This is a genomic window from Sphaerisporangium flaviroseum (assembly GCF_039537005.1).
GTDB lineage: Bacteria > Actinomycetota > Actinomycetes > Streptosporangiales > Streptosporangiaceae > Sphaerisporangium > Sphaerisporangium flaviroseum.
Map to the genome: position 1 here is coordinate 527012 of NZ_BAAAZR010000001.1, position 18112 is coordinate 545123.

Consider the following 18112-nt stretch of genomic DNA (forward strand, 5'->3'; position numbering starts at 1 on the left):
TCCCCGGGAGAGGCCATGTCACATGGGGACCTCCACCCTGCGGCCCCTCTGGGAGGGCGATGGGTTACGCGGCATGAAGGCCTTCGCCGTGCGGCTTCCTCGGGACGGGGGGTCGTGTCGCGTGGGGGTCTTCGCCGTGCGGTTCCTCCGGGTGTGGGGTGGGTTGCGCGGTGTGGGGGCTTTCTCCTTGCTGGGTTCTTGGGATGTGGGTGGGCGGTTGTGACGCGGATCGTGTTCAGGGTGTCCGGTGAGGGGGAGGCGGTCGGATCGTCGGGGGGTGCCGTGGGGCGGGCGTGGGTGGCCACCTGTGTGCTGTACCTGGTCTCCTTCGCCGCGGCCCTCGGTGCCGCGACCGCGCTGGTGACGCTCACGGGTCACTCCGTGGGAGAGACCCTGCTGGCCCTGTACGAGGGCAGCCTCCACGGTGGGGCCTCCATCGGGCAGACCATCGACGAGGCGACCCCGCTGCTGCTCGTCGCGACGGGTGCGATCATCTGCGCCCGTGCGGGGATCTTCAACATCGGGCAGGAAGGCCAGCTCCTCATCGGTGCCATGGCGGGCGCGGCCATCGGCCTCTTCCTCTCCAGCCCCGTCCCTGGCGCCGATCCAGCACTCGGCTCCGGTGCGGGTTCCGGTCTTTCCGTGGGCTTCAGTGCCGGTTCTGGGCTTTCCGTGGGTTCCGGTACCGGGTGGGTGGTCCTGGTGCTCGTGCTGGGCGGGGCGGCTCTGGCGGGGGCCGTTTGGGCCGGGATTCCCGCTCTGCTGTTCTACTGGCGCGGGGTCGATGTCGTGATCAGCACGCTGCTGCTGGTGTTCGTGGCGGTCCAGCTGGTGTCCTTCGCGGTGAACCGTGACTACCTGCTCCAGGAGACGGCGGTGAAGGGGCAGATCCTCTCGCAGCAGTCCGACGCGCTCCCCGAGGGGGTACGGCTGCCGCGTCTCGGGGAGTATCCCGACTTCACCATCGGCACCGGCGTCTTCGTCGCCCTGGCGCTCACCGTGGTCGTGGCCGTTCTGCTCCGGTACGGCCGCTGGGGTTTCCGGCTGCGGATGCTCGGCCTCAATCGGGTGGCGGCGCACCGGGCGGGAGTGCGGGCAGCGGCGCTGGGGGGCGGTGCGTTGCTGCTGTCGGGCGGGTTCGCCGGGCTGGCGGGAGGGGTGATGCTCACCGGCACCGTCTTCCGCATCCAGCCCGGCCTTTCGGACAACGTGGGGTGGGAAGGGCTGCTCGTCGCGCTGGTGGCCCGCAACCATCCTCTGGCCGCCGTGCCGGTCGCCGTGTTCTTCGGGGCACTGCGCGCAGGTGGGGGCTTTCTCGCCTCGACGGGTGTGCCGCGTTACCTGGTCTCGGTCGTGACGGCTCTGCTCGTACTGGCCGCGGTCTTCCCCGCCGCGTACGCGGAAGCCCGCGGACGCCGGCGGCGCATGACGGTGTGGGGAAGGTGAGGGCCGTTGGACGGTGTGGAGGTGGGTGGGCGGCGGTTCTTGAAGGTGGGGGGCGTTGGACGGTGCTGGGGCGTGCCCATGAGGGTGTGGGGGAGGTGAGGGGTGTTGGACGGTGTTGAGCTTGTGTTGGCCAGTGCGGTGCGGTTGAGTGTGCCGCTGGTGTTCGCCGCGCTCGGCGAGTGGGTCGCCGAGCGTGCGGGGGCCCTGAACATCTCGGTCGAGGGAATGATGCTCGGCGGGGCGTTCGCGGCGGTGACGGGTGCCTCGGTGACCGGTTCACCGGGCCTGGGGCTGCTCTTCGGCGTCGCCGCCGGCCTGCTGGTCGCGTTCGTCCATGCGTGCTTCAGCCACCGCCTGACGGTCAACACCTACGTCGTCGGGCTCACGCTCAACGTTCTCGTGCTCGGGCTGACCAGCTTCCTGGCGACCCGCTCCGAGCCCCACCAGGTCGGCAAGCAGGCCATCCCTGTCCTGTCCGACATCCCCCTCATCGGCGGGGCCCTGTTCGACCAGCGCCTGCCCGCCTACGCGCTGGTCGTGCTGGTCCCGTTCGCCTGGTGGCTGGTCCACCGCAGCCGCTGGGGGCTCGAGGCGCGGGCGGCGGGCGAGAACCCGCGGTCGGCGGACGTGACCGGCATCGACGTCAACAAGCGCAGACGGCAGGCAATGCTGATCTGTGGTGTCCTCGCCGGGCTCGGCGGCGCTCATCTGGCGGTCGGCGAGGTCGGGCTGTTCAACCAGAACATGACGGCCGGACGGGGCTACCTGGTGATCGCCGCGGTGATCTTCGGCGGTTGGACGCTGCGCGGCACGCTGGCGGGTTGCCTGGTCTTCGGCGCCGCCGACGCGATGCGGCTGGCGCTGCCCGCGCTCGGATACCAGCTCAACCCGCAGCTCCTCGTCGCCGCTCCGTACCTGCTCGCCCTGGTCGCGATGACCTTCTTCGCCAGTGGCCATCGCGGCCCGGCGGCCCTCGGCGTCCCATTCGTCCGAGGTGTCCCGTGAGAGGAGTGCGAAATGTGTCACGTGAAACATCGCGCCTGTCCCCCCAGCAGGCGCCACCATCCAGCAAACGGAAAACGACGTACCGCGTGAACGCTGACAGGCGAGGCATCACATGAGAGCCGTCCAGTATGCGACGCACGGCGGGCCGGAGGTCCTGTGCCCGGTGACGCTGCCCGACCCGGAGCCGGGACGGGGTGAGGTCCTGATCGCCGTACGGGCGGCGGGCGTCAACCGGCTGGACGTGTTGCAGCGGCGCGGACCGGGATTGCTGCCGGGATTCTCGCTGCCGCATGTCCCAGGAATGGACGTGGCCGGGGTCGTCGTGGCCCTCGGACCCGGCGTCACCACCCGCGCCACCGGTGACCGCGTCGTGGTCGACCCGGCGCTGCACTGCGGGGACTGCGCGGCCTGCCGCTTCGACGACTCGGCGTTCTGCACGGCCATCCAGGTCGTGGGCGGCACCCGCCAGGGCGGGTACGCCGAGCTGGTCGCGGTTCCGGAGTCGCACACCCATGTGATCCCCGGGCACGTCGGCATGGAGGAGGCCGCGGGCATCCCCACGGTGTACGCCATGGCCTGGCAGGCGCTGGTCATCCGGGGCGACCTGACGAAAGGGGAGACGCTGCTGGTGCACGGCGCCGGCAGCGGCATCTCGATCGCCGCCGTCCAGATCGCCAAGTCGTTCGGCGCGCTGTCCATCGTGACGTCGGCCTCGGCCGCCAAGCTGCGCCGCATGGCCAAGCTGGGCGCCGATGTCACCGTCGACCGCACCGAGGCCGATGTCGCCGCCACGGTGCGCGAGGCGACGGGCGGGCGGGGGGCCGACATCGTGCTCGACCACGTCGGCCCGGCGCTGTTCCAGTGCTCGCTCGACTCCCTACGTCTACGGGGGCGCCTCGTCTTCTGCGGCAACACCACGGGCGTGACGGCGTCGTTCGACCTGGGGGACGCCTACCGGCGTGGCCTGACCATGCTCGGCTCGGAGTCGTACGGCCATGCCTCGTTCGCCCAGATGCTCGCCTGGTACTGGTCGGCCGCCCGCGAGCCGGTGATCGACTCGGTCTTCCCGCTGGAGGCGGCCGCCGACGCCCACCGCCGCCTGGAAAGCGGCGCGAGCACCGGCAAGATCCTCCTGTCGCCGGGCGCGCCGATGACGGGCCGGATCAGGGCCGGGTCTGGATGTTGACGGCCTTCATGCGGGTGTAGGCGTCGAGGCCGGTGCGGGCGTGGCCGCTGGAGCGGCGGGGCTCGCCGCGTCCGCCGTTCATATCCGGGGCGAAGTGGCAGTTCACGTTGACCTCGCCGCAGTCGAGCGCGTCGGCCACGCGGAAGGCCCGTTCGAGGCCGCCGGTGAAGACGGTGCCGTTCAGACCGTACGACGTGCCGTTGGCCAGCCGGATCGCCTCGTCCTCCGTCGAGAACGGCATCGCCGCCAGCACCGGGCCGAACACCTCGCGCTGCTCTATCTCGCTGCCCGGCCGCACCCGGCCGAGCACGGTCGGCGGGACGAAGGTGCCAGGGCCGCCGGGCGGCACGGCGGGGGCGCCGACCACGGTCCCGTCCCCGGCCCCGGTGGCGCGGGAGACGAAGCCGCGCACCCGGTCCGCGTGCTCCTCGCTGATCAGCGGGCCGATGAACGTGTCCTCCGCCAGGGCGTCCCCCAACGGCAGCCCGGCCGCGGCGGCGGCGACCCCTTTGACCACGTCCTCGTAGACCGGCTCCTCGACGAGCAGCCGGCTGCCCGCGACGCAGACCTCGCCCATGTTGACGAAGGCGGCCATCATCGCCCAGCCGACGGCCTGGTCCAGGTCCGCGTCGGCGAACACCAGGACCGGGGACTTGCCGCCGAGCTCCAGGTGGACCGGGGTGAGGTTCGCGGCGGCCAGCGCCAGTACCCGGCGGCCGGTCTCGGTACCGCCGGTCAGGCTGACCAGGTCCACGCGGGGGTCGGTGACCAGCCGCTCGCCGACGCTCTCTCCCGGGCCGAGCACGATGTTGAGCACACCGGGCGGCAGCCCCGCCCGGGTGAGCAACCGCCCCAGCTCCACCAGGGTGACCACGGCCTCCTCCGGCGGCTTGGCGACGATCGAGCATCCCGCCGCGAGAGCCATGGCGATGCGCTGGCCACCGGTCATCAGCGGGCCGTTCCACGGGAGCAGCTCCGCGACCACGCCGGCGGGCTCGCGCAGGCGCATGGTCAGCAGCTCAGGGCCCCCGCCGGGGAGCAGCTCCGGCGGGTACGCGCTGCGCCGCACGTCGCCCGAGGCGGTACGCGCGACGGCGGCCGCGTACGAGAAGGCGGTGGCCGCCTCGTGGACGTCGTAGGTCAGCGCGCCGCCGATGGCCTTGCCGGTGTCCAGCGCCTCCAGTGTGGCGAGCCGCCGGGCGTCCGCCCGGATGGCGGCGGCGACGGACTCCAGCAGTTCGGCGCGGACCGCGCCGGGCATGCGCCGCCACTCTCCGGTGTCGTGGCTGCGTCGCGCCGCGCCGATGGCGGCGTCGACCTCGTCCGGGGTGGCCTCGGCGTACGATCCGGGTGTCTCACCGGTCGAGGGGTCGGTGACCGGGCGGATGACGCCCTGGCGCGACTCGCGACCGTCGATGAGCTGGGGAAGCGGATCGGTGTCGAGCCATGCGGGGTCGTAACGCATGAGATCAGCCTGGTCGGCGCCGCGAGCTGCGGCATTGTGTCCCTGGCATGGAGTACATCCGACTTGTTGTGCTCCGGGGCGGATGACCGAAATGCCGCATGAGCCTACCGTTCGGTCACGTGGCGCTGATTCCGGACCTCCTGATCACCGGTGGCGACGTCGTGACCATGAACCCTGACCGCGAGGTTCTTGTGGGGGGCGCCGTCGCCATCGGAGGGGAGCGGATCGTCGCGGTCGGGTCCACGAGCGGGCTGCGTACCCGCTGGCCGGGAGTGGCGGAGCTGGACGCGCGGGACTGCGTCGTCACGCCGGGGATGGTCAACGCCCACCAGCACCTGACCGGCGACCCGCTGGCGCGTGCGTGCATCCCGGACGGCATCACCTCCGACGAGGCCGTCTTCCGCTGGTCGGTGCCCCTGCACGCCGCGCACCGTCCTGAGGACGACGAGCTGTCCGCCCTGCTCGCCTGCGTCGAGAGCCTGCGCAACGGGGTCACGACGATAGTGGAGGCCGGCACCGTGGCCCACCCCGCGCGGGTGGCCGCCGCCATGACCAGGGCAGGTGTGCGCGGGACCGTCGGCGCCTGGGGCTGGGACGTCGGCGACGCCCCCTACGCCGCTCCGGCCGGCGAGGTGCTGGACCGGCTGCGCGCGCTGACCGAGGCCTACCCGGCCGGTGGCATGGTGGCGGCGGCGGTCACCCTCGTGGGGCACGGCCTGGCCTCCGACGAGCTCCTGGCGGGGGCCGCCGAGCTGGCCGGGAAGGCCGGTGCCGTCATGACCATGCACATGTCGCCCGGACCCGGCGACGTGGAGCACTACCGCGAGCGTTCCGGCCGCCGTCCGCTGGCCCACCTCGCCGGCCTCGGTGTGCTCGGCCCCCATCTACTGCTCGCCCATGCGGTCTGGCTGGACGACACCGAGGTCGAGCTGCTGCTCTCCAGCCGTACGGCCGTCGCCTACTGCCCGTGGGCGTACCTACGGCTGGGCCAGGGGGTGACCAGGGCCGGGCGGCACGCCGAGCTTTACGCCCGGGGCGGCCGGGTCGCGCTCGGATGCGACGCCGGCAACGCGGGAGACGCCGCCGACATCCTGCGCGCCGCCGCCCTGGCCGCCGGCCTGGCCAGGGACACCGCGCTCGACCCCGCCGCGCTGGGCGCCGCCGGGGCCTTCGCGATGGCGACCATCCGGGGCGCGGAGGCGATCGGCATGGACGGCCAGGTGGGATCGGTCGAGGTGGGCAAGCTGGCCGATCTGGTCGTCCACGACGCCACCGGGCCGCAGTGGACCCCGCGCGGCGACGTCGCGCAGCAACTCGTGTGGTCCACCGACGGGCGCTCGGTACGTGACGTGCTCGTCGGCGGCCGGTTCGCCGTCCGCGACGGCCGGTGCGTCACCGTCGACGAGCGGGCACTGCGCGCTGAGGCCGCCGAGGCGTCGGCGGCGCTGCTCGCCAGGGCCGGAGTCTCGATCCGCCACAACTGGCCCCAGGTTCGGAGTAGCTGACGACGCCCCGAGGGTTTGGAGCAGCCGATGAGAGTCGCCGTGATGACCGCCCCCGAGGCGGTCGAGCTGCGGGATGAGCCCACGCCGAAGGCGGGCCCCGACGAGGTGCTCGTCCAGGTGGGGGCCTGCGGCCTGTGCACGATGGAGCGCAGGCTCTTCGCGGGCGAGAAGCCTTTCTACCCCGTCGCGCCCGGTCACGAGGTCGCGGGCCGGGTGGTGGAGGCCGGCGCCGCGGTGGAGGGGATCCCCGGCTCGCCCGCCGTCGGCGACACGGTCACCATCGACCTGCTGACCCGGTGCGGCACCTGCTCGGCCTGCCGCAGGGGCCGGAGCGCGCTCTGCAAGCGCCCCCAGGGCGGCGCGCTGTCGGACGGCACGGTGTCGTTCGGCGCGGGTCTGGCCGAGCACGTCGTGGTCAGGGCGACCCAGGCGTACGTGACGGGGGCGGCCCCGATGGAGCACGCCGTCATGGGAGAGCCGCTCGCCTGCGTGGCCCACTCCGTCCGCCTCGGCGGGCTGCGCGCCGGGGACCGGGTGGCGGTCGTCGGCGCGGGGTACATGGGCCGGTTGCACCTGGCCCTGGCCCGCCACAAGGGCGCCGCCGCGACGGGCGTGGTGGACGTGAGCCCCGACCGGCTCTCCGGGGCCCGCACGGCCGGAGCGGCGTGGGCCGCCGCCCCCGAGGAGGCCCTGGAGATCGGCGGCAAGCAGGATGTCGTGTTCGTCACGACGGGAGCCCCCGGCGTGCTGGAGAACGCCGTCGCGCTGTGCGACGACGGAGGCACGGTGGTGCTCTACGGCGCCTTCCCCAAGGACCTGTCGGCGGGGCTGAGCCCTGATCTGATCCACCACCACGAGCTGTCGATCATCGGTGTCTACAGCCAGGAGCCGGAGGACTGGCGGGAGGCCGCGGCTCTCATCGCCGCGGGACGGCTGGCCGCCGACCTCGACGCGCTGGTCTCCGCCCGCTTCTCCCTGGACGACGTGGGCGCGGCGCTCAAGCTCGCCGCCTACTCCCCGGTCTACCGGGTGCTGGTGGGCGCATGCTGAGAACCGTCGTGGGGGTCGACCTCGGATCGAACTCGGCACGGGCGGTGGCACTCGACCCCGAGGGCAACGTACGAGGCTCGGCGACCGGAACGTATCCCGGCGCGGAGAGCTGGCCCGAGGGCCGGGCCGACCAGGCGGCGTGGCTCGCCGGGGTGGTGGAGGCCGTGACCGGGCTGCTGGGCTCACTGAACGGAGGAGGAAGGCCCGAGGCGATCTGTGTCGGCGGCCAGAGCCCGACCACCGTGCCCGTCGGGGAAGGCCCGGCGGTGACGTGCCGCCATCCGGCGGGTGCCACCGGCAGCCCCGCAGAGCAGCAGTACGCCCAGCGCGACGTGCTCGGCCCCGGATGTGAGGCCCGCCAGGTGTTCGACTGGTTGATGGCCCGGCTCGGCGCGGACGACCACCAGTCACGCTGGCCGGGCGACCCGCCCCTCGACGGGTTCGGGCCGCTCACGCTCACCGGCGCGGCCGTCGGCGAGACGGACGGAGGGCTCGGCCTGCCGCCCGGCGTGCCGCTGGTCGCCGGAGCGCCGGACGCCTACCTCGCCTTCTGGGCCGGGGGCCTCGACACGCCGGGCCGGGGGCTCGACCCCGGCGGACGCACCGGCGGCCTCGCCGTGGCCATCGAGGCGAGTGCCGCGCACGGCGACCTGTACGCCCTCCGCAGCGTCGCCACCGGAGTCGACATCGTCGGCGGACCGGTCGGCGCGCACGGGCTCATGCTGGAGTGGCTCGCCGGGCTGACCGGCCGTTCCGTCCCGGATCTGCTGGAGCTGGCGGAAGCCGTTTCCCCCGGTTCCGGCGGGTTGCTCGTCCTGCCGTACCTGGAAGGGGAGCGGGCGCCCCGGTGGAACCGCGAGCTGAGGGCGGAGATCGTGGGGATCGGCACCGGCCACGGTCCCGCCCACGTGTGCCGGGCGGTGATGGAGGGCGCGGCGTACGGCCTGCGCCACATCGCGGACGCGCTGCCGGTGTCCCTCGGCGTGCTCGTGTGCGCGGGATCCCCGGCCCGCAGCCCGCTGTGGTGCCGGATCAAGGCCGACGTGCTGGAGGTGCCGGTCGAGGTGCCTGCCGAGACCGGGCTCGCCGCCTACGGCGCGGCGCTGGCGGCGGGCGCCGGCGCCGGATGGTGGCCCGCGCCCGGCACCGCCCCCGGCGGCTCCTGGCCACGGCCCTCGGTGACGGTCGTCGAGCCGTCGCCCGACCCGGTCTACCGCGACGCCTACCGGCGGTTCATCGCGCTCGGCGACGCGGCCGAGCTCCGTCTCGCATCCGAGGAGTCTTTGTGCCCAACCCGGTGATTTTCGTCGACCTCCCCACCCGTGATGTCGAGGCGGCTTCGGAGTTCTACAGGGAGCTGTTCGGATGGAAGATCAACGGTCGGCCGCAGGGAGTGTTCCACCAGGTCATCGCCGGAGAAGGGGTGCGTCTCGGGCTCTGGAACGAGCGGGAACAGCTCCCCGATCCGATGCCGCGCCCGCCGCAGCCGCGTTCCGGCCCGCAGCCGCGCACCTACATCCTGGTCGACGCCGCGCCCGGCGAATACTTGAACCGGGCCGTCATGCTCGGCGCCACCGCCCTGTGGGAGCAGACCTACTGGGAGGAGTTCGACGGCCACCACGCGTCGTTCCTCGACCCCTGGGGCAACCAGATCATCATGTGGTGGAAGTCGGATGGAAAGGCCCTGACCCGGTGACCTCGTAGCCGACCACTGGACGCAGTCAGGAACGCCGATCTTTGGGCTGGGGGCACATGGAGGGCACGCCGATCCCGGACGTACCGTCCGAGACGTCGCCCCTCAATCGGATGATCCGCCAAGACGCCCTCCAGGGGGTCCGTCTCCGGGTCCTCCCCTCAACCGGCGGTCCGCTCGCCGGTCGCCGGTCCGTCCGAGCAGGACAGGAGGCAGCTGGTGCTCCCAGACGACCTGACGGAGCAGGCTCTGCACCAAAGCGTCACGCGCAGGAAGGATCGGTGGGAACGCGAGTCGCGCGGGCTCGTGGATCCTCCTCTGCCCAGTGACATGCTCCAGCCCTGGGAGGTCTGGGACGAGGACCTGTTCGCGCTGGAGATGATCAGGGTCTTCGGGCGGTCGTGGGTGTGGCTGGGCGACACCGAGGACCTGGCCGAACCCGGGGACTACATCACCGGCCGCATCGGCATGCAACCCGTGATCGTGATCCGGCAGGACGATGGTTCGGTCAGGGGCTTTCTCAACAACTGCCGGCATCGAGCCGCGGCGCTGGCGTCCGAGCCGGCCGGGCACTGCCAGGCCCTGGCCTGCCCTTACCACGCCTGGACCTACGCCATCGACGGCAGGCTGCTGAGCATTCCGGACATGAACCGGATGTACGGCCAGGGCTTCCCGATGGAGGAGTACGGCCTGGTCCCGATCCGGGTGAAGGTGGCCTTCGACAAGCTGGTCTTCGGATGCCTGTCGCGCAAGGCGCCGCCGTTCGAGTCGTGGATCGCGCCACTGCTGCCCCGCTACGAGAAATACAAGATCGGAAGCTACCGGCGGTACCACAGGGAGCTCGACGAGGTCTATCCGATCAACTGGAAGGCCTTCGTGGAGAACTCCAACGACGACTACCATGTGCGCTTCGTCCACCGGCGGCTGAACAAGGTGCGCAAGCAGATGGACACGGTCGTGCGCTTCGAGGGCCGTACGACCAGCGGGTACAAACCGCATGCGGAGAGCTTCGACATGTCGCTCGGGCGTACCGACCTGAACGAGGAGGATCTTCGCGGCAGCTACGCCGAGTTCGTCTATCCGAACCTGACGCCGTTGCCGTACGCCTCCCAGCTCATCATGGTGAGAGTGGACCCGATCGCGGCGGGCAGGTCACGGCTCTTCTCCCGGATCTACGGGCTGACCGAGGAGATCGCGCTGCAGAACCGTGAGCTCGACGGGCTCGCGCTGACCAACAAAGAGGACACCGACATGGTGACCCAGCTGATGGAGAACCTCCGGTCGCCTTTCTACCGGGTGGGTCCGCCCAGCGTCTGGGAGGGAAGGGCTCAGCACATGATGCGCCTGATCCGCCAGGACGTGGCGACGCCCCTCGACGCGGACGAGTTCGAGGGGCCCGTCGACAAGGATTGAACGGAAGAGGACCTGACGGGCGTGACGGCACAAGCACTGAACGGCTCAAGGAGGCACTGGTGCTCGGCAAGAAGCTCACGGAGGCACGCTGGACGCATGTCGCGCTGCCAAGCTGTGACCTCGACAAAGCCATCGAGTTCTACACGACCATGACTCCGCTCGTGGTGGTCTCCACCCACGAGGACAAGGACGGGCGCAACGCCTGGCTCTCCAACGACAAGCAGGTGGACACCCCGTTCGTCCTGGTCCTCGTGGAGTTCGCCAAGGACAGGGGCACGCCGCAGCCACAGCTCTCGCCGTTCGCCCACCTCGGTATGGAGGTGCCGAACCGCGAGGACGTCGACGAGATCGCGCGGCGCGCACGGGAGCTGGGCTGCCTGCACTGGGAACCGATGGAGCTGCCGCCCCCGGTCGGCTACATCTGCGCCCTCAAGGATCCCGACGGCAACGTCGTCGAGATCTCCCACAACCAGAAGGTCTTCGAGGAGGTTCGCACCCTTTGGGGGGAGTGACGCGGCAGGCGGTGGAGCGCTACATGGAGGCGCTCAACCGCCGTTCCCCCGAGGAGATCGCCTCCTGCGTGACGCCCGACTTCCACAACGAGCACACGTCCGTGGCCGGGACCGGCCTGCGCGGCAGGGACGCCTACCGCGCAGGCCTGGTGGATTTCCTGGCCGACTTCGCGAACCTTCACTACGAGGTGGAGGACATGCTGATCGACGGTGACAGGGCCGCGGTGGCGTACCGGATGGCCTTCGTCCACAGGAGCAGGCCGGTGCTGATCCGGGGAGTGTTCCGCTTCCGGGTCAGAGACGGGCTCATCGCCCACCGAGTGGACTACTGGGACGGCGCCGACTTCGAACGCCAGGTTCTCTGAGCAGGCACGTGCCTCGGTGGAACGCTTCGCCGGAGCCCGGGAGCAGGGAGAGGAAGAAGCGTGCAGCACACCTCCGCCGTCGGAGCGGGCAAGCTCCGCCGCATGCGGCGCATGTTCGGCGCCGACGGCCGTGGCGTCTTCGTCGCGATCGACCACGCCGCGTACATGGGCGAGGGCCCGCCGCTCGGTGAGCCCATGTACGAGATCGCGGCCGGCCGGCCCGACGCGGTGCTGGCGACCTGGCACGTGGCCCGTGCGTACGCGGGCCCGCTCGCCGGCTCCGGGCTGGTGCTCCGGGTGGACGGCGGCTCGTCCGAGCTCGGCGACCGGGCGGCCGGCGACACGAACGCGCTGCTGCACCGGCCCGAGGAGGCGCTCACGATCGGCGCCGACTGCGTGGTCGTGCTGGCCTTCCCCGGCGCCCCCGACGAGGACAGGTCCCTCACCCGGCTCGCCCGGCTGTGCTCGGAGTGCGAGCTGCTCGGCCTGCCCGTGATGGCGGAGATGATCCCGGGCGGATGGGGCCAGGCCGTGCCGTGGACGGCCGAGAACGTCGCGCGGGCGGCCCGCATCGGCGCCGAGTTGGGCGCCGACATCGTCAAGACGGTCTGCCCCGGGCCGCCGGAGGAGTTCGCCGAAGTGGTGCGGGCCTGTCCCGTCCCGGTCGTCGCGCTGGGAGGTCCGAAGATGGCGACCGAGGACGACGTGGTGGCCCTGGCCCGCGGGGTCGTGGACGCCGGCGGGGCCGGTGTCGCCTTCGGACGCAACGTCTGGGGCTCGGAGAAGCCGCGACAGCTCGTGGAGCGGTTGCGCGAGGCCGTTCACGGCGCGGCGGACGCGGATCGCCCTTCCAGTACCAGCCCGGGAGCCGGGCGGTGAGCCGGGTCCTTTCGCCGGACGTGGCTCCTCATCGGGGCCCGGTTCTCGCCGCCCTCAGTCGCAAGATCCAGATATTTCTCCACAAGAGGTGATCGATACTGTGGTTCCGCCTACCACCGCGATCGCGGACGTACTACAACTGCGCGGGCTCACCGGCTGGCTCAGCCCGCCTCTGCGGCCCATCCACCGGTCGCTGGGCCTGCTCGGAAGGGCCCGCACCGTACGGCTCGCACATGGGCAGGGAGACGAAGGACTGGATCCGCTGCTCTCGCTGATGGACGAGGACCTGGAGGACCGGGTGATCGTCGTGGCCGGCGCCCAGGCGGCGGCCGGAGCGGTGTGGGGCGAGATCCTCACCCGCGCCGCCCTCGCCCGGGGCACGGCCGGCCTGCTGGTGGAGGGCGGGGTCCGCGACGCGAACGCGTTCCGTGACCTCGGCCTGCCGGTGTGGGCCCTCTACGAGGCCACGGCCGGGCCCGGCCCCAAGGTGCACGTGGCGTCCATCGGCCTCCCGGTGGAGATCGCCGGGGTACGGGTGGACGAGAGCACCACCATCGTCATGGACGGCGCCGGGGTGGTGGCCCTTCCCTCGACGGATGTCTTCGCCGAGTCCTACATGTACGCGGACGCCGAGGAGGACGTCGTCATGGCTCTGCGGGACGGCGCCACCCTCGCCGAGGCCCACCGATACAAGGAGGACATGGTGGCCAAGATCCGCCGATCCCTGTGAGCAGGCGGATCACCGGTCCTTCCTGACCGCGGACCGCGGAAACGCGCGTACCCGCCCGGTGGTCCGGGGCGGGTACGCGCGTTCGGCGGGCGTCAGTCCTTGAAGGCGTCCTTGACGTTCTTGGCGGCGTCCTTCACTCGCTCACCGGCCTGCTTCAGGTGGCTCTTGGACTCGTCGGCCTCGCCCTCGGCCCGAAGCCGGTCGTCGTCGGTGGCGTCGCCGACACCCTGCTTGACCTTGCCCTTGAGCTCTTCGGCCTTGTTGGAGATCTTGTCTTCAGCGCCCATGATCTGGCCCCCTTCACATCGGGTGTGTCCCGTTACTGCCCCTGTCCGGTGGGGAGGTGGGTAAACGCGATCCCGGCCTCTGCGCTCGCTCAAGACCTGACATGATCGAACAAAACCCCAGGTGAGGGCGGTGTTCCGTGATCGTTGCCGTGCCGGAGCGCGGCGGGGCGGGGCGGCCGTAGGTTCCGAGACGAAGGCTCGCCGGTCGCGGCGGTCTCCTCCGGGAGCGGCCGTTTCCCTCTCCGATAAGCCTCGCCCTCGCCGTCGAATACGGAGATACTCGATCACAGTCGAGCAACTGGCACAGTACGGTCCCGAATCAAGGAAGCAGGAGAATGACCTCTCTCCGGCGGCGCTCGGCCGTGTTGGTACTCGTCGCGGCGTTCGCGGCGTCCGCCGTGCTCGTCCTCGCGATGTGGTTCGGCGGCGGCTGGCCGAGGCCGGAGATCCCTGGACTGCCCTCTCCCGGGGCCCTCACGACCCTGGGCCTTCCCATCGTCAGGGTCGTCCACGACATCTGCGCGATCGCGACCGTGGGAATCCTGCTCGCGGCCGTGGCGCTGGCCGATGACGCGGCCTCCCGGCGGCAGATCACCCACTCGGCCGCGCCCTGGGCGCTCGGATGGGCGGCAAGCGCGGCCGTCACCCAGATCCTCACCCTGTCGGACCTTCTGGGCCTTCCGGTGGGCGAGGCCCTGGAATCGGGCTTCCTGCCCACCTTCAGCGTGGAGGTTCCCCAGGGCCAGGCGTTCTTGCTGGTGACGCTGACCACCCTGGCGATCGCGGTCACCGCGACGCTCCCGCTCGGCCCCTGGCGCCGGGCGCTGCTGCTCGCTCTGGCCATCTTCGCCGTGCTGCCGCCCGCGTATGTCGGCCACTCCGCCTCCGCCGCCGATCACAACATCGCCGTCTCCAGCCTGATGCTGCACATCGCCGCGGTGACGGTCTGGGTGGGTGGCCTGTTCGGGCTCGTCACCCGCCTTCGCGGGTCGCGGTCGCCGGGTATGGCGGTACGTCGGTTCAGCGCGATCGCCCTCTGTTGCTACATCGCCGTCGGCGGTTCCGGCCTGGTCAACGCCTGGGTCCGCCTCGGGGAACCGGCGGAGCTCTGGGGGTCGCGCTACGGACTGCTGGTCCTCGCCAAGCTGGCCGCCCTGGTGGCCCTGGGGTGGTTCGGCGTGCGGCACCGCCGCTCCACGATCGCGGCCCTGGAGACCTCGGCGGCGTCCCGGCCCTTCCTGCGCCTGGCGACCGTGGAGATCGCCCTGATGGCCTGCACGGTCGCTCTGGCGGTCGCCCTGTCACGCACCCCGCCCCCGCGCGCGGAGGCGGCCCACGACCAGCACGAACTCCTCGGCTACTCGCTGCCTCCTTTCACTCCCTGGCGGCTGCTGACCGAGATCCGGCCCGACCCGCTCCTGATCCTCGCGGTGGCGGGCCTCGGCGCCGCCTACCTCGTCGGCGTGTGGCGGCTCGCGCGACGCGGCGAGGCCTGGCCCCTCGGCCGTACGGTGGCGGCGCTGGCCGGCCTGCTCGTCCTGCTGTTCGCCGCGGCGGGGGGCGTGTCCGCGTACGGGCCCGCGATCTTCTCCATGCACGCGCTGCAGTACGCCCTCCTCGGCACCGTCGGACCGGCCCTGCTCGCCCTCGGAGCCCCGCTGGTGCCGCTCCAGGCCGCCGCGCCGCACCTCAGGCGGATGACCGAGGGCCCGACGGCGCTCCGGCTGACCCGGCCTGTGGTGGCGCTCGCGCTGTACGCCGTGCCGTATCTCATCCTCTACGTCACCGGCCTGTTCGAGTCGGCCCAGTCGAGCCTCGCCGTGCGCTTGGTGGCCGAGGTGGTCGTGGCGGTGACCGGCATGTGGTTCTTCAGCGTGGCGCTGGGCCTCGATCCGCTGCCGAGGCCGATCGGCCCGGTGGTCCGCACCCGCATGCTGCTGGGCGCGCTGGTCGTACAGGCGTGGATGGCCCTGGTGTTCCTCACGGGCCCCCTCCAGGGACAGGGGTGGTACGACGTCCTCGCGATTCCCTGGGCTCCCGGCGGCCTCGCGGACCAGCGGACCGCTGTCGTGCTCGGTGTCGGGCCGGCCACCCTCGCCATCGTGGCCCTGCTCGTCCTCATGGCGATCTGGCGGCGTGACGCCCGGCGGCGCGTCACCACCCAGGACGCCCCCGACGAGGCCACGGTCGCGCGTCCATGACGGTCTCGAACGGGCTCGTGCGGCGCCTCGGCACCGGGGACGCCGTGGTGGTGGGTCTCGGCTCCATGATCGGGGCCGGGGTGTTCGTGGCGTTCGGGCCCGCCGCCTCGGCGGCCGGGTCGGGGCTGCTGCTCGGCCTCGCGGTCGCGGCTCTGGTCGCCTACTGCAACGCCACCTCCTCCGCGCGCCTCGCCGCCCGCTATCCCGAGTCCGGCGGCACCTACGTGTACGGGCGCGAGCGGTTGGGCGACTTCTGGGGATACCTCGCCGGGTGGGGGTTCGTGGTCGGCAAGACCGCGAGCTGTGCCGCCATGGCGCTGACCGTGGGCGCCTATCTCTGGCCGGGCCGCGAGCACCTGGTGGCCGTGGCCGCCGTGGTGGTGCTCACGGCGGTGAACTACGCCGGAGTGCACAAGGCGGCCTGGCTGACCCGGGTGATCGTCGCCGTCGTCCTGGTGGTGCTGGCCGTGGCCGTGGTGGCCAGTTTGACCAGCGGCAGGGTCGACCTCGCGCGGCTCGAACCGTCCACAGGGGTCACCGTGGCGGGGGTGCTCCAGGCGGCGGGGCTGCTGTTCTTCGCCTTCGCCGGGTATGCCCGCATCGCCACCCTGGGCGAGGAGGTGCGGGACCCGGCCAGGACGATTCCCCGGGCCATCCCCATCGCCCTCGGTCTCACGCTGGTCGTCTACGCCGCCGTGGCCGTCGCCGTCCTCGCCGCGCTCGGCCCGGAGCGGCTCGCCCACTCCGCCGCTCCCGTCGCGGACGCCGTGCGTGCCGCCGGCGCCGCGCCGCTGGTGACGCTGGTGAGGGTGGGGGCCGCCGTGGCGGCCCTCGGATCGCTGCTGGCGCTGATCCTCGGCGTCTCGCGGACCGTGCTGGCGATGGCCAGGGACGCGCACCTGCCACGCGCGCTCGACGCGGTGCACCCGAGGTCCCGCGTGCCGTACCGCGCCGAGTTGGCCGTCGGCACGGTGGTCGCCGTGATCGCCGCCACGGCCGACGTGCGGGGCGCGATCGGGTTCTCCTCGTTCGGCGTACTGCTCTACTACGCGATCGCGAACGCCTCGGCCCTCACCCTGACCGCCGAGGAGGGCCGCCCGCCCAGGGTCGTACCGCTGGCGGGCCTCGCCGGCTGCCTGTTGCTGGCGTTCAGCCTGCCCCTGTCCTCGACGCTCGCCGGCTGCGCGGTGCTGGCCGCCGGCGTCCTCGCCTGGGTCGTACGAAGAGCCCTTCGATCTCGCTGACCGGGGCCGGCGGCCTGCCCGCTCACCACAGCCGCCGGCGCGGGTCTCAGCGGGCCGCGCCGGAATCGCTCAGAACAGCCAGTCGAGCAGACCGCCGTTCTTGGTCTGCGTCGGGCTCGGGGCCGGCTGCGGAGCCTGCGTGGTGGGCGGCGGCGTGGGGGACGGGCTCGGCCGCTCGGTCGGGTCGTCCTCGATCCGCGGTTCTTCCGTCTGCCGGGGGCGGGAACTGGACTGCGGGGACGGCTGCGGCGAGCGGACGCGGGTGCGCGTCGGCGACGGGCGGGTGGTCGGCTCGTCGCTCACCTGCGCCTGGGAGGCCGTCGGCACGGAGGTGGCCGTCTCGCTCGGCGACGACGTGGTCTCCACGGGAGTGCCCGTCGGCTCGTCGGTCGGCTCCGTACTGGGATCGGCGGTCGGGCCTTCGGTCAGCGTGGGGTCCTGCGAGGGCGGGGCGCAGTCGGCGGTCGAGCAGGACGCCTCCGGCTTCGCGCCGACCGAGGAGGACACGATCCAGCCACCGGCCACGGCGAGCACGACGATCGCGACCATGGCCAGGACGAGGCGCTTGTTCTGGCTGCTCCTCTCCTCATCCGGGTCCTTCTCGCCGGTCCAGCCCGAACCGAGGAAGCCGCGGCGGCTCTCCGCTTCTATCTCGGGTTCGCCGTCGGGATCCCACTGGTCGTCATCCGGCCGGGCGTAGCCCTCGGGCCGCTCGTAGTCCTCCGCCGCGTCGAAACCCTCGGCATCGCCGGCCCGATCGAGGTCCGGCCGCTCGAACTCCAGCGAGTCGTCACTCTGAGCCCGAGCGGGATCCTGCCCGGGTTTCCAGCCGTCAGACAGCAGGTCACCACCCGCGCGCACCGGTTCGTCGTTCCACTCGATACCCAGGGGGCCGGTATTGAGAGGATCCTCTTCATAGGATCTCGGGGTGCCGTCGCGGTCCATGCCGAACCTCTCTGCTGTGATTCCTGGCCGCGCAACTTATTAGCAGTTCCGACTGCGGCTTGTCCGGAAAGTTCACACATTTCCACAAGATTAGCAATCTTCCCATGAGTCACATGTGTACCAAAGCGCTGCTTGGCGGCAAAGCTGCAACGATCGTGTGGCGGACCGGTCGCGTGTCCACCGCCA

At 72.0% G+C, this 18112-nt stretch carries 17 protein-coding genes; 14 read left to right on the plus strand and 3 right to left on the minus strand.

The features are described from left to right. Positions 1-219: 219 nt before the first annotated feature. From ABD810_RS02605 to ABD810_RS02615, 3 genes are all read left to right on the plus strand, one after another. Positions 220-1446: an ABC transporter permease gene (locus ABD810_RS02605; RefSeq protein ID WP_344933703.1), complete on the plus strand. Its 1227-nt coding sequence runs from the start codon at positions 220-222 to the stop codon at positions 1444-1446. Positions 1447-1551: 105 nt separating this feature from the next. Then, on the plus strand, positions 1552-2451 hold the full coding sequence (locus ABD810_RS02610) for an ABC transporter permease (RefSeq protein ID WP_344933707.1): 900 nt from the start codon (positions 1552-1554) through the stop codon (positions 2449-2451). A gap of 112 nt (positions 2452-2563) precedes the next feature. Further along, on the plus strand, positions 2564-3637 hold the full coding sequence (locus ABD810_RS02615; RefSeq protein ID WP_344933710.1) for a zinc-binding dehydrogenase: 1074 nt from the start codon (positions 2564-2566) through the stop codon (positions 3635-3637). Here ABD810_RS02615 and ABD810_RS02620 read toward each other — a convergent pair. Further along, positions 3615-5102: an aldehyde dehydrogenase family protein gene (locus ABD810_RS02620; RefSeq protein ID WP_344933712.1), complete on the minus strand. Its 1488-nt coding sequence runs from the start codon at positions 5100-5102 to the stop codon at positions 3615-3617. The genes ABD810_RS02615 and ABD810_RS02620 overlap by 23 nt on opposite strands. Positions 5103-5200: 98 nt before the next feature. On the opposite strand from ABD810_RS02620, the gene ABD810_RS02625 reads away from it, so the two are divergent. From ABD810_RS02625 to ABD810_RS02665, 9 genes are all read left to right on the plus strand, one after another. Beyond that, the gene (locus ABD810_RS02625) at positions 5201-6607 is read left to right on the plus strand and encodes an amidohydrolase family protein (RefSeq protein ID WP_344933714.1); all 1407 of its coding nucleotides are present in this window, start codon (positions 5201-5203) and stop codon (positions 6605-6607) included. Positions 6608-6634: 27 nt separating this feature from the next. Beyond that, complete coding sequence (locus tag ABD810_RS02630; protein ID WP_344933716.1) at positions 6635-7657, plus strand: zinc-dependent alcohol dehydrogenase; 1023 nt, start codon at positions 6635-6637, stop codon at positions 7655-7657. After that, complete coding sequence (locus ABD810_RS02635) at positions 7651-8958, plus strand: FGGY-family carbohydrate kinase (protein ID WP_344933718.1); 1308 nt, start codon at positions 7651-7653, stop codon at positions 8956-8958. Before ABD810_RS02630 ends, ABD810_RS02635 begins: the two co-directional genes overlap by 7 nt. Beyond that, a complete protein-coding gene (locus tag ABD810_RS02640) occupies positions 8943-9353 on the plus strand; it encodes a VOC family protein (RefSeq protein WP_344933720.1) in 411 nt (136 codons plus the stop codon). The genes ABD810_RS02635 and ABD810_RS02640 overlap by 16 nt, the downstream gene beginning before the upstream one ends. Before the next feature lie 216 nt (positions 9354-9569). Then, on the plus strand, positions 9570-10763 hold the full coding sequence (locus ABD810_RS02645) for an aromatic ring-hydroxylating oxygenase subunit alpha (protein ID WP_344933722.1): 1194 nt from the start codon (positions 9570-9572) through the stop codon (positions 10761-10763). Positions 10764-10822: 59 nt separating this feature from the next. After that, positions 10823-11275 (plus strand): VOC family protein, encoded by a 453-nt coding sequence (locus ABD810_RS02650; protein WP_344933724.1) that lies wholly within the window; start codon positions 10823-10825, stop codon positions 11273-11275. After that, positions 11272-11640, plus strand: coding sequence for a nuclear transport factor 2 family protein (locus tag ABD810_RS02655; protein ID WP_344935382.1), 369 nt, complete (start codon positions 11272-11274; stop codon positions 11638-11640). The genes ABD810_RS02650 and ABD810_RS02655 overlap by 4 nt, the downstream gene beginning before the upstream one ends. Positions 11641-11700: 60 nt before the next feature. Next, positions 11701-12519, plus strand: coding sequence for a class I fructose-bisphosphate aldolase (locus ABD810_RS02660; RefSeq protein ID WP_344933727.1), 819 nt, complete (start codon positions 11701-11703; stop codon positions 12517-12519). A gap of 100 nt (positions 12520-12619) precedes the next feature. Beyond that, on the plus strand, positions 12620-13249 hold the full coding sequence (locus tag ABD810_RS02665) for an RraA family protein (RefSeq protein WP_344933730.1): 630 nt from the start codon (positions 12620-12622) through the stop codon (positions 13247-13249). A 92-nt stretch (positions 13250-13341) separates the two neighbouring features. Here the strand turns inward: ABD810_RS02665 and ABD810_RS02670 are convergent, their stop codons facing one another. Beyond that, positions 13342-13536, minus strand: coding sequence for a CsbD family protein (locus tag ABD810_RS02670; RefSeq protein ID WP_344933732.1), 195 nt, complete (start codon positions 13534-13536; stop codon positions 13342-13344). A 335-nt stretch (positions 13537-13871) separates the two neighbouring features. On the opposite strand from ABD810_RS02670, the gene ABD810_RS02675 reads away from it, so the two are divergent. Next, on the plus strand, positions 13872-15737 hold the full coding sequence (locus ABD810_RS02675; RefSeq protein WP_344933734.1) for a bifunctional copper resistance protein CopD/cytochrome c oxidase assembly protein: 1866 nt from the start codon (positions 13872-13874) through the stop codon (positions 15735-15737). Continuing rightward, complete coding sequence (locus tag ABD810_RS02680) at positions 15734-16981, plus strand: APC family permease (protein ID WP_344933736.1); 1248 nt, start codon at positions 15734-15736, stop codon at positions 16979-16981. Before ABD810_RS02675 ends, ABD810_RS02680 begins: the two co-directional genes overlap by 4 nt. A 69-nt stretch (positions 16982-17050) precedes the next feature. On the opposite strand, the gene ABD810_RS02685 is transcribed toward ABD810_RS02680, so the two are convergent. Then, positions 17051-17842: a hypothetical protein gene (locus ABD810_RS02685; protein ID WP_344933738.1), complete on the minus strand. Its 792-nt coding sequence runs from the start codon at positions 17840-17842 to the stop codon at positions 17051-17053. Positions 17843-18112 lie beyond the last annotated feature (270 nt).

Excerpts from the sequence above, each read along its gene's own strand:
- ABD810_RS02615 (WP_344933710.1), top strand. The coding sequence starts at position 2,564 with ATGAGAGCCGTCCAGTATGCGACGCACGGCGGGCCGGAGGTCCTGTGC.
- ABD810_RS02620 (WP_344933712.1), bottom strand. The coding sequence starts at position 5,102 with ATGCGTTACGACCCCGCATGGCTCGACACCGATCCGCTTCCCCAGCTC.
- ABD810_RS02625 (WP_344933714.1), top strand. The coding sequence starts at position 5,201 with ATGAGCCTACCGTTCGGTCACGTGGCGCTGATTCCGGACCTCCTGATC.
- ABD810_RS02630 (WP_344933716.1), top strand. The coding sequence starts at position 6,635 with ATGAGAGTCGCCGTGATGACCGCCCCCGAGGCGGTCGAGCTGCGGGAT.
- ABD810_RS02635 (WP_344933718.1), top strand. The coding sequence starts at position 7,651 with ATGCTGAGAACCGTCGTGGGGGTCGACCTCGGATCGAACTCGGCACGG.
- ABD810_RS02670 (WP_344933732.1), bottom strand. The coding sequence starts at position 13,536 with ATGGGCGCTGAAGACAAGATCTCCAACAAGGCCGAAGAGCTCAAGGGC.
- ABD810_RS02675 (WP_344933734.1), top strand. The coding sequence starts at position 13,872 with ATGACCTCTCTCCGGCGGCGCTCGGCCGTGTTGGTACTCGTCGCGGCG.
- ABD810_RS02680 (WP_344933736.1), top strand. The coding sequence starts at position 15,734 with ATGACGGTCTCGAACGGGCTCGTGCGGCGCCTCGGCACCGGGGACGCC.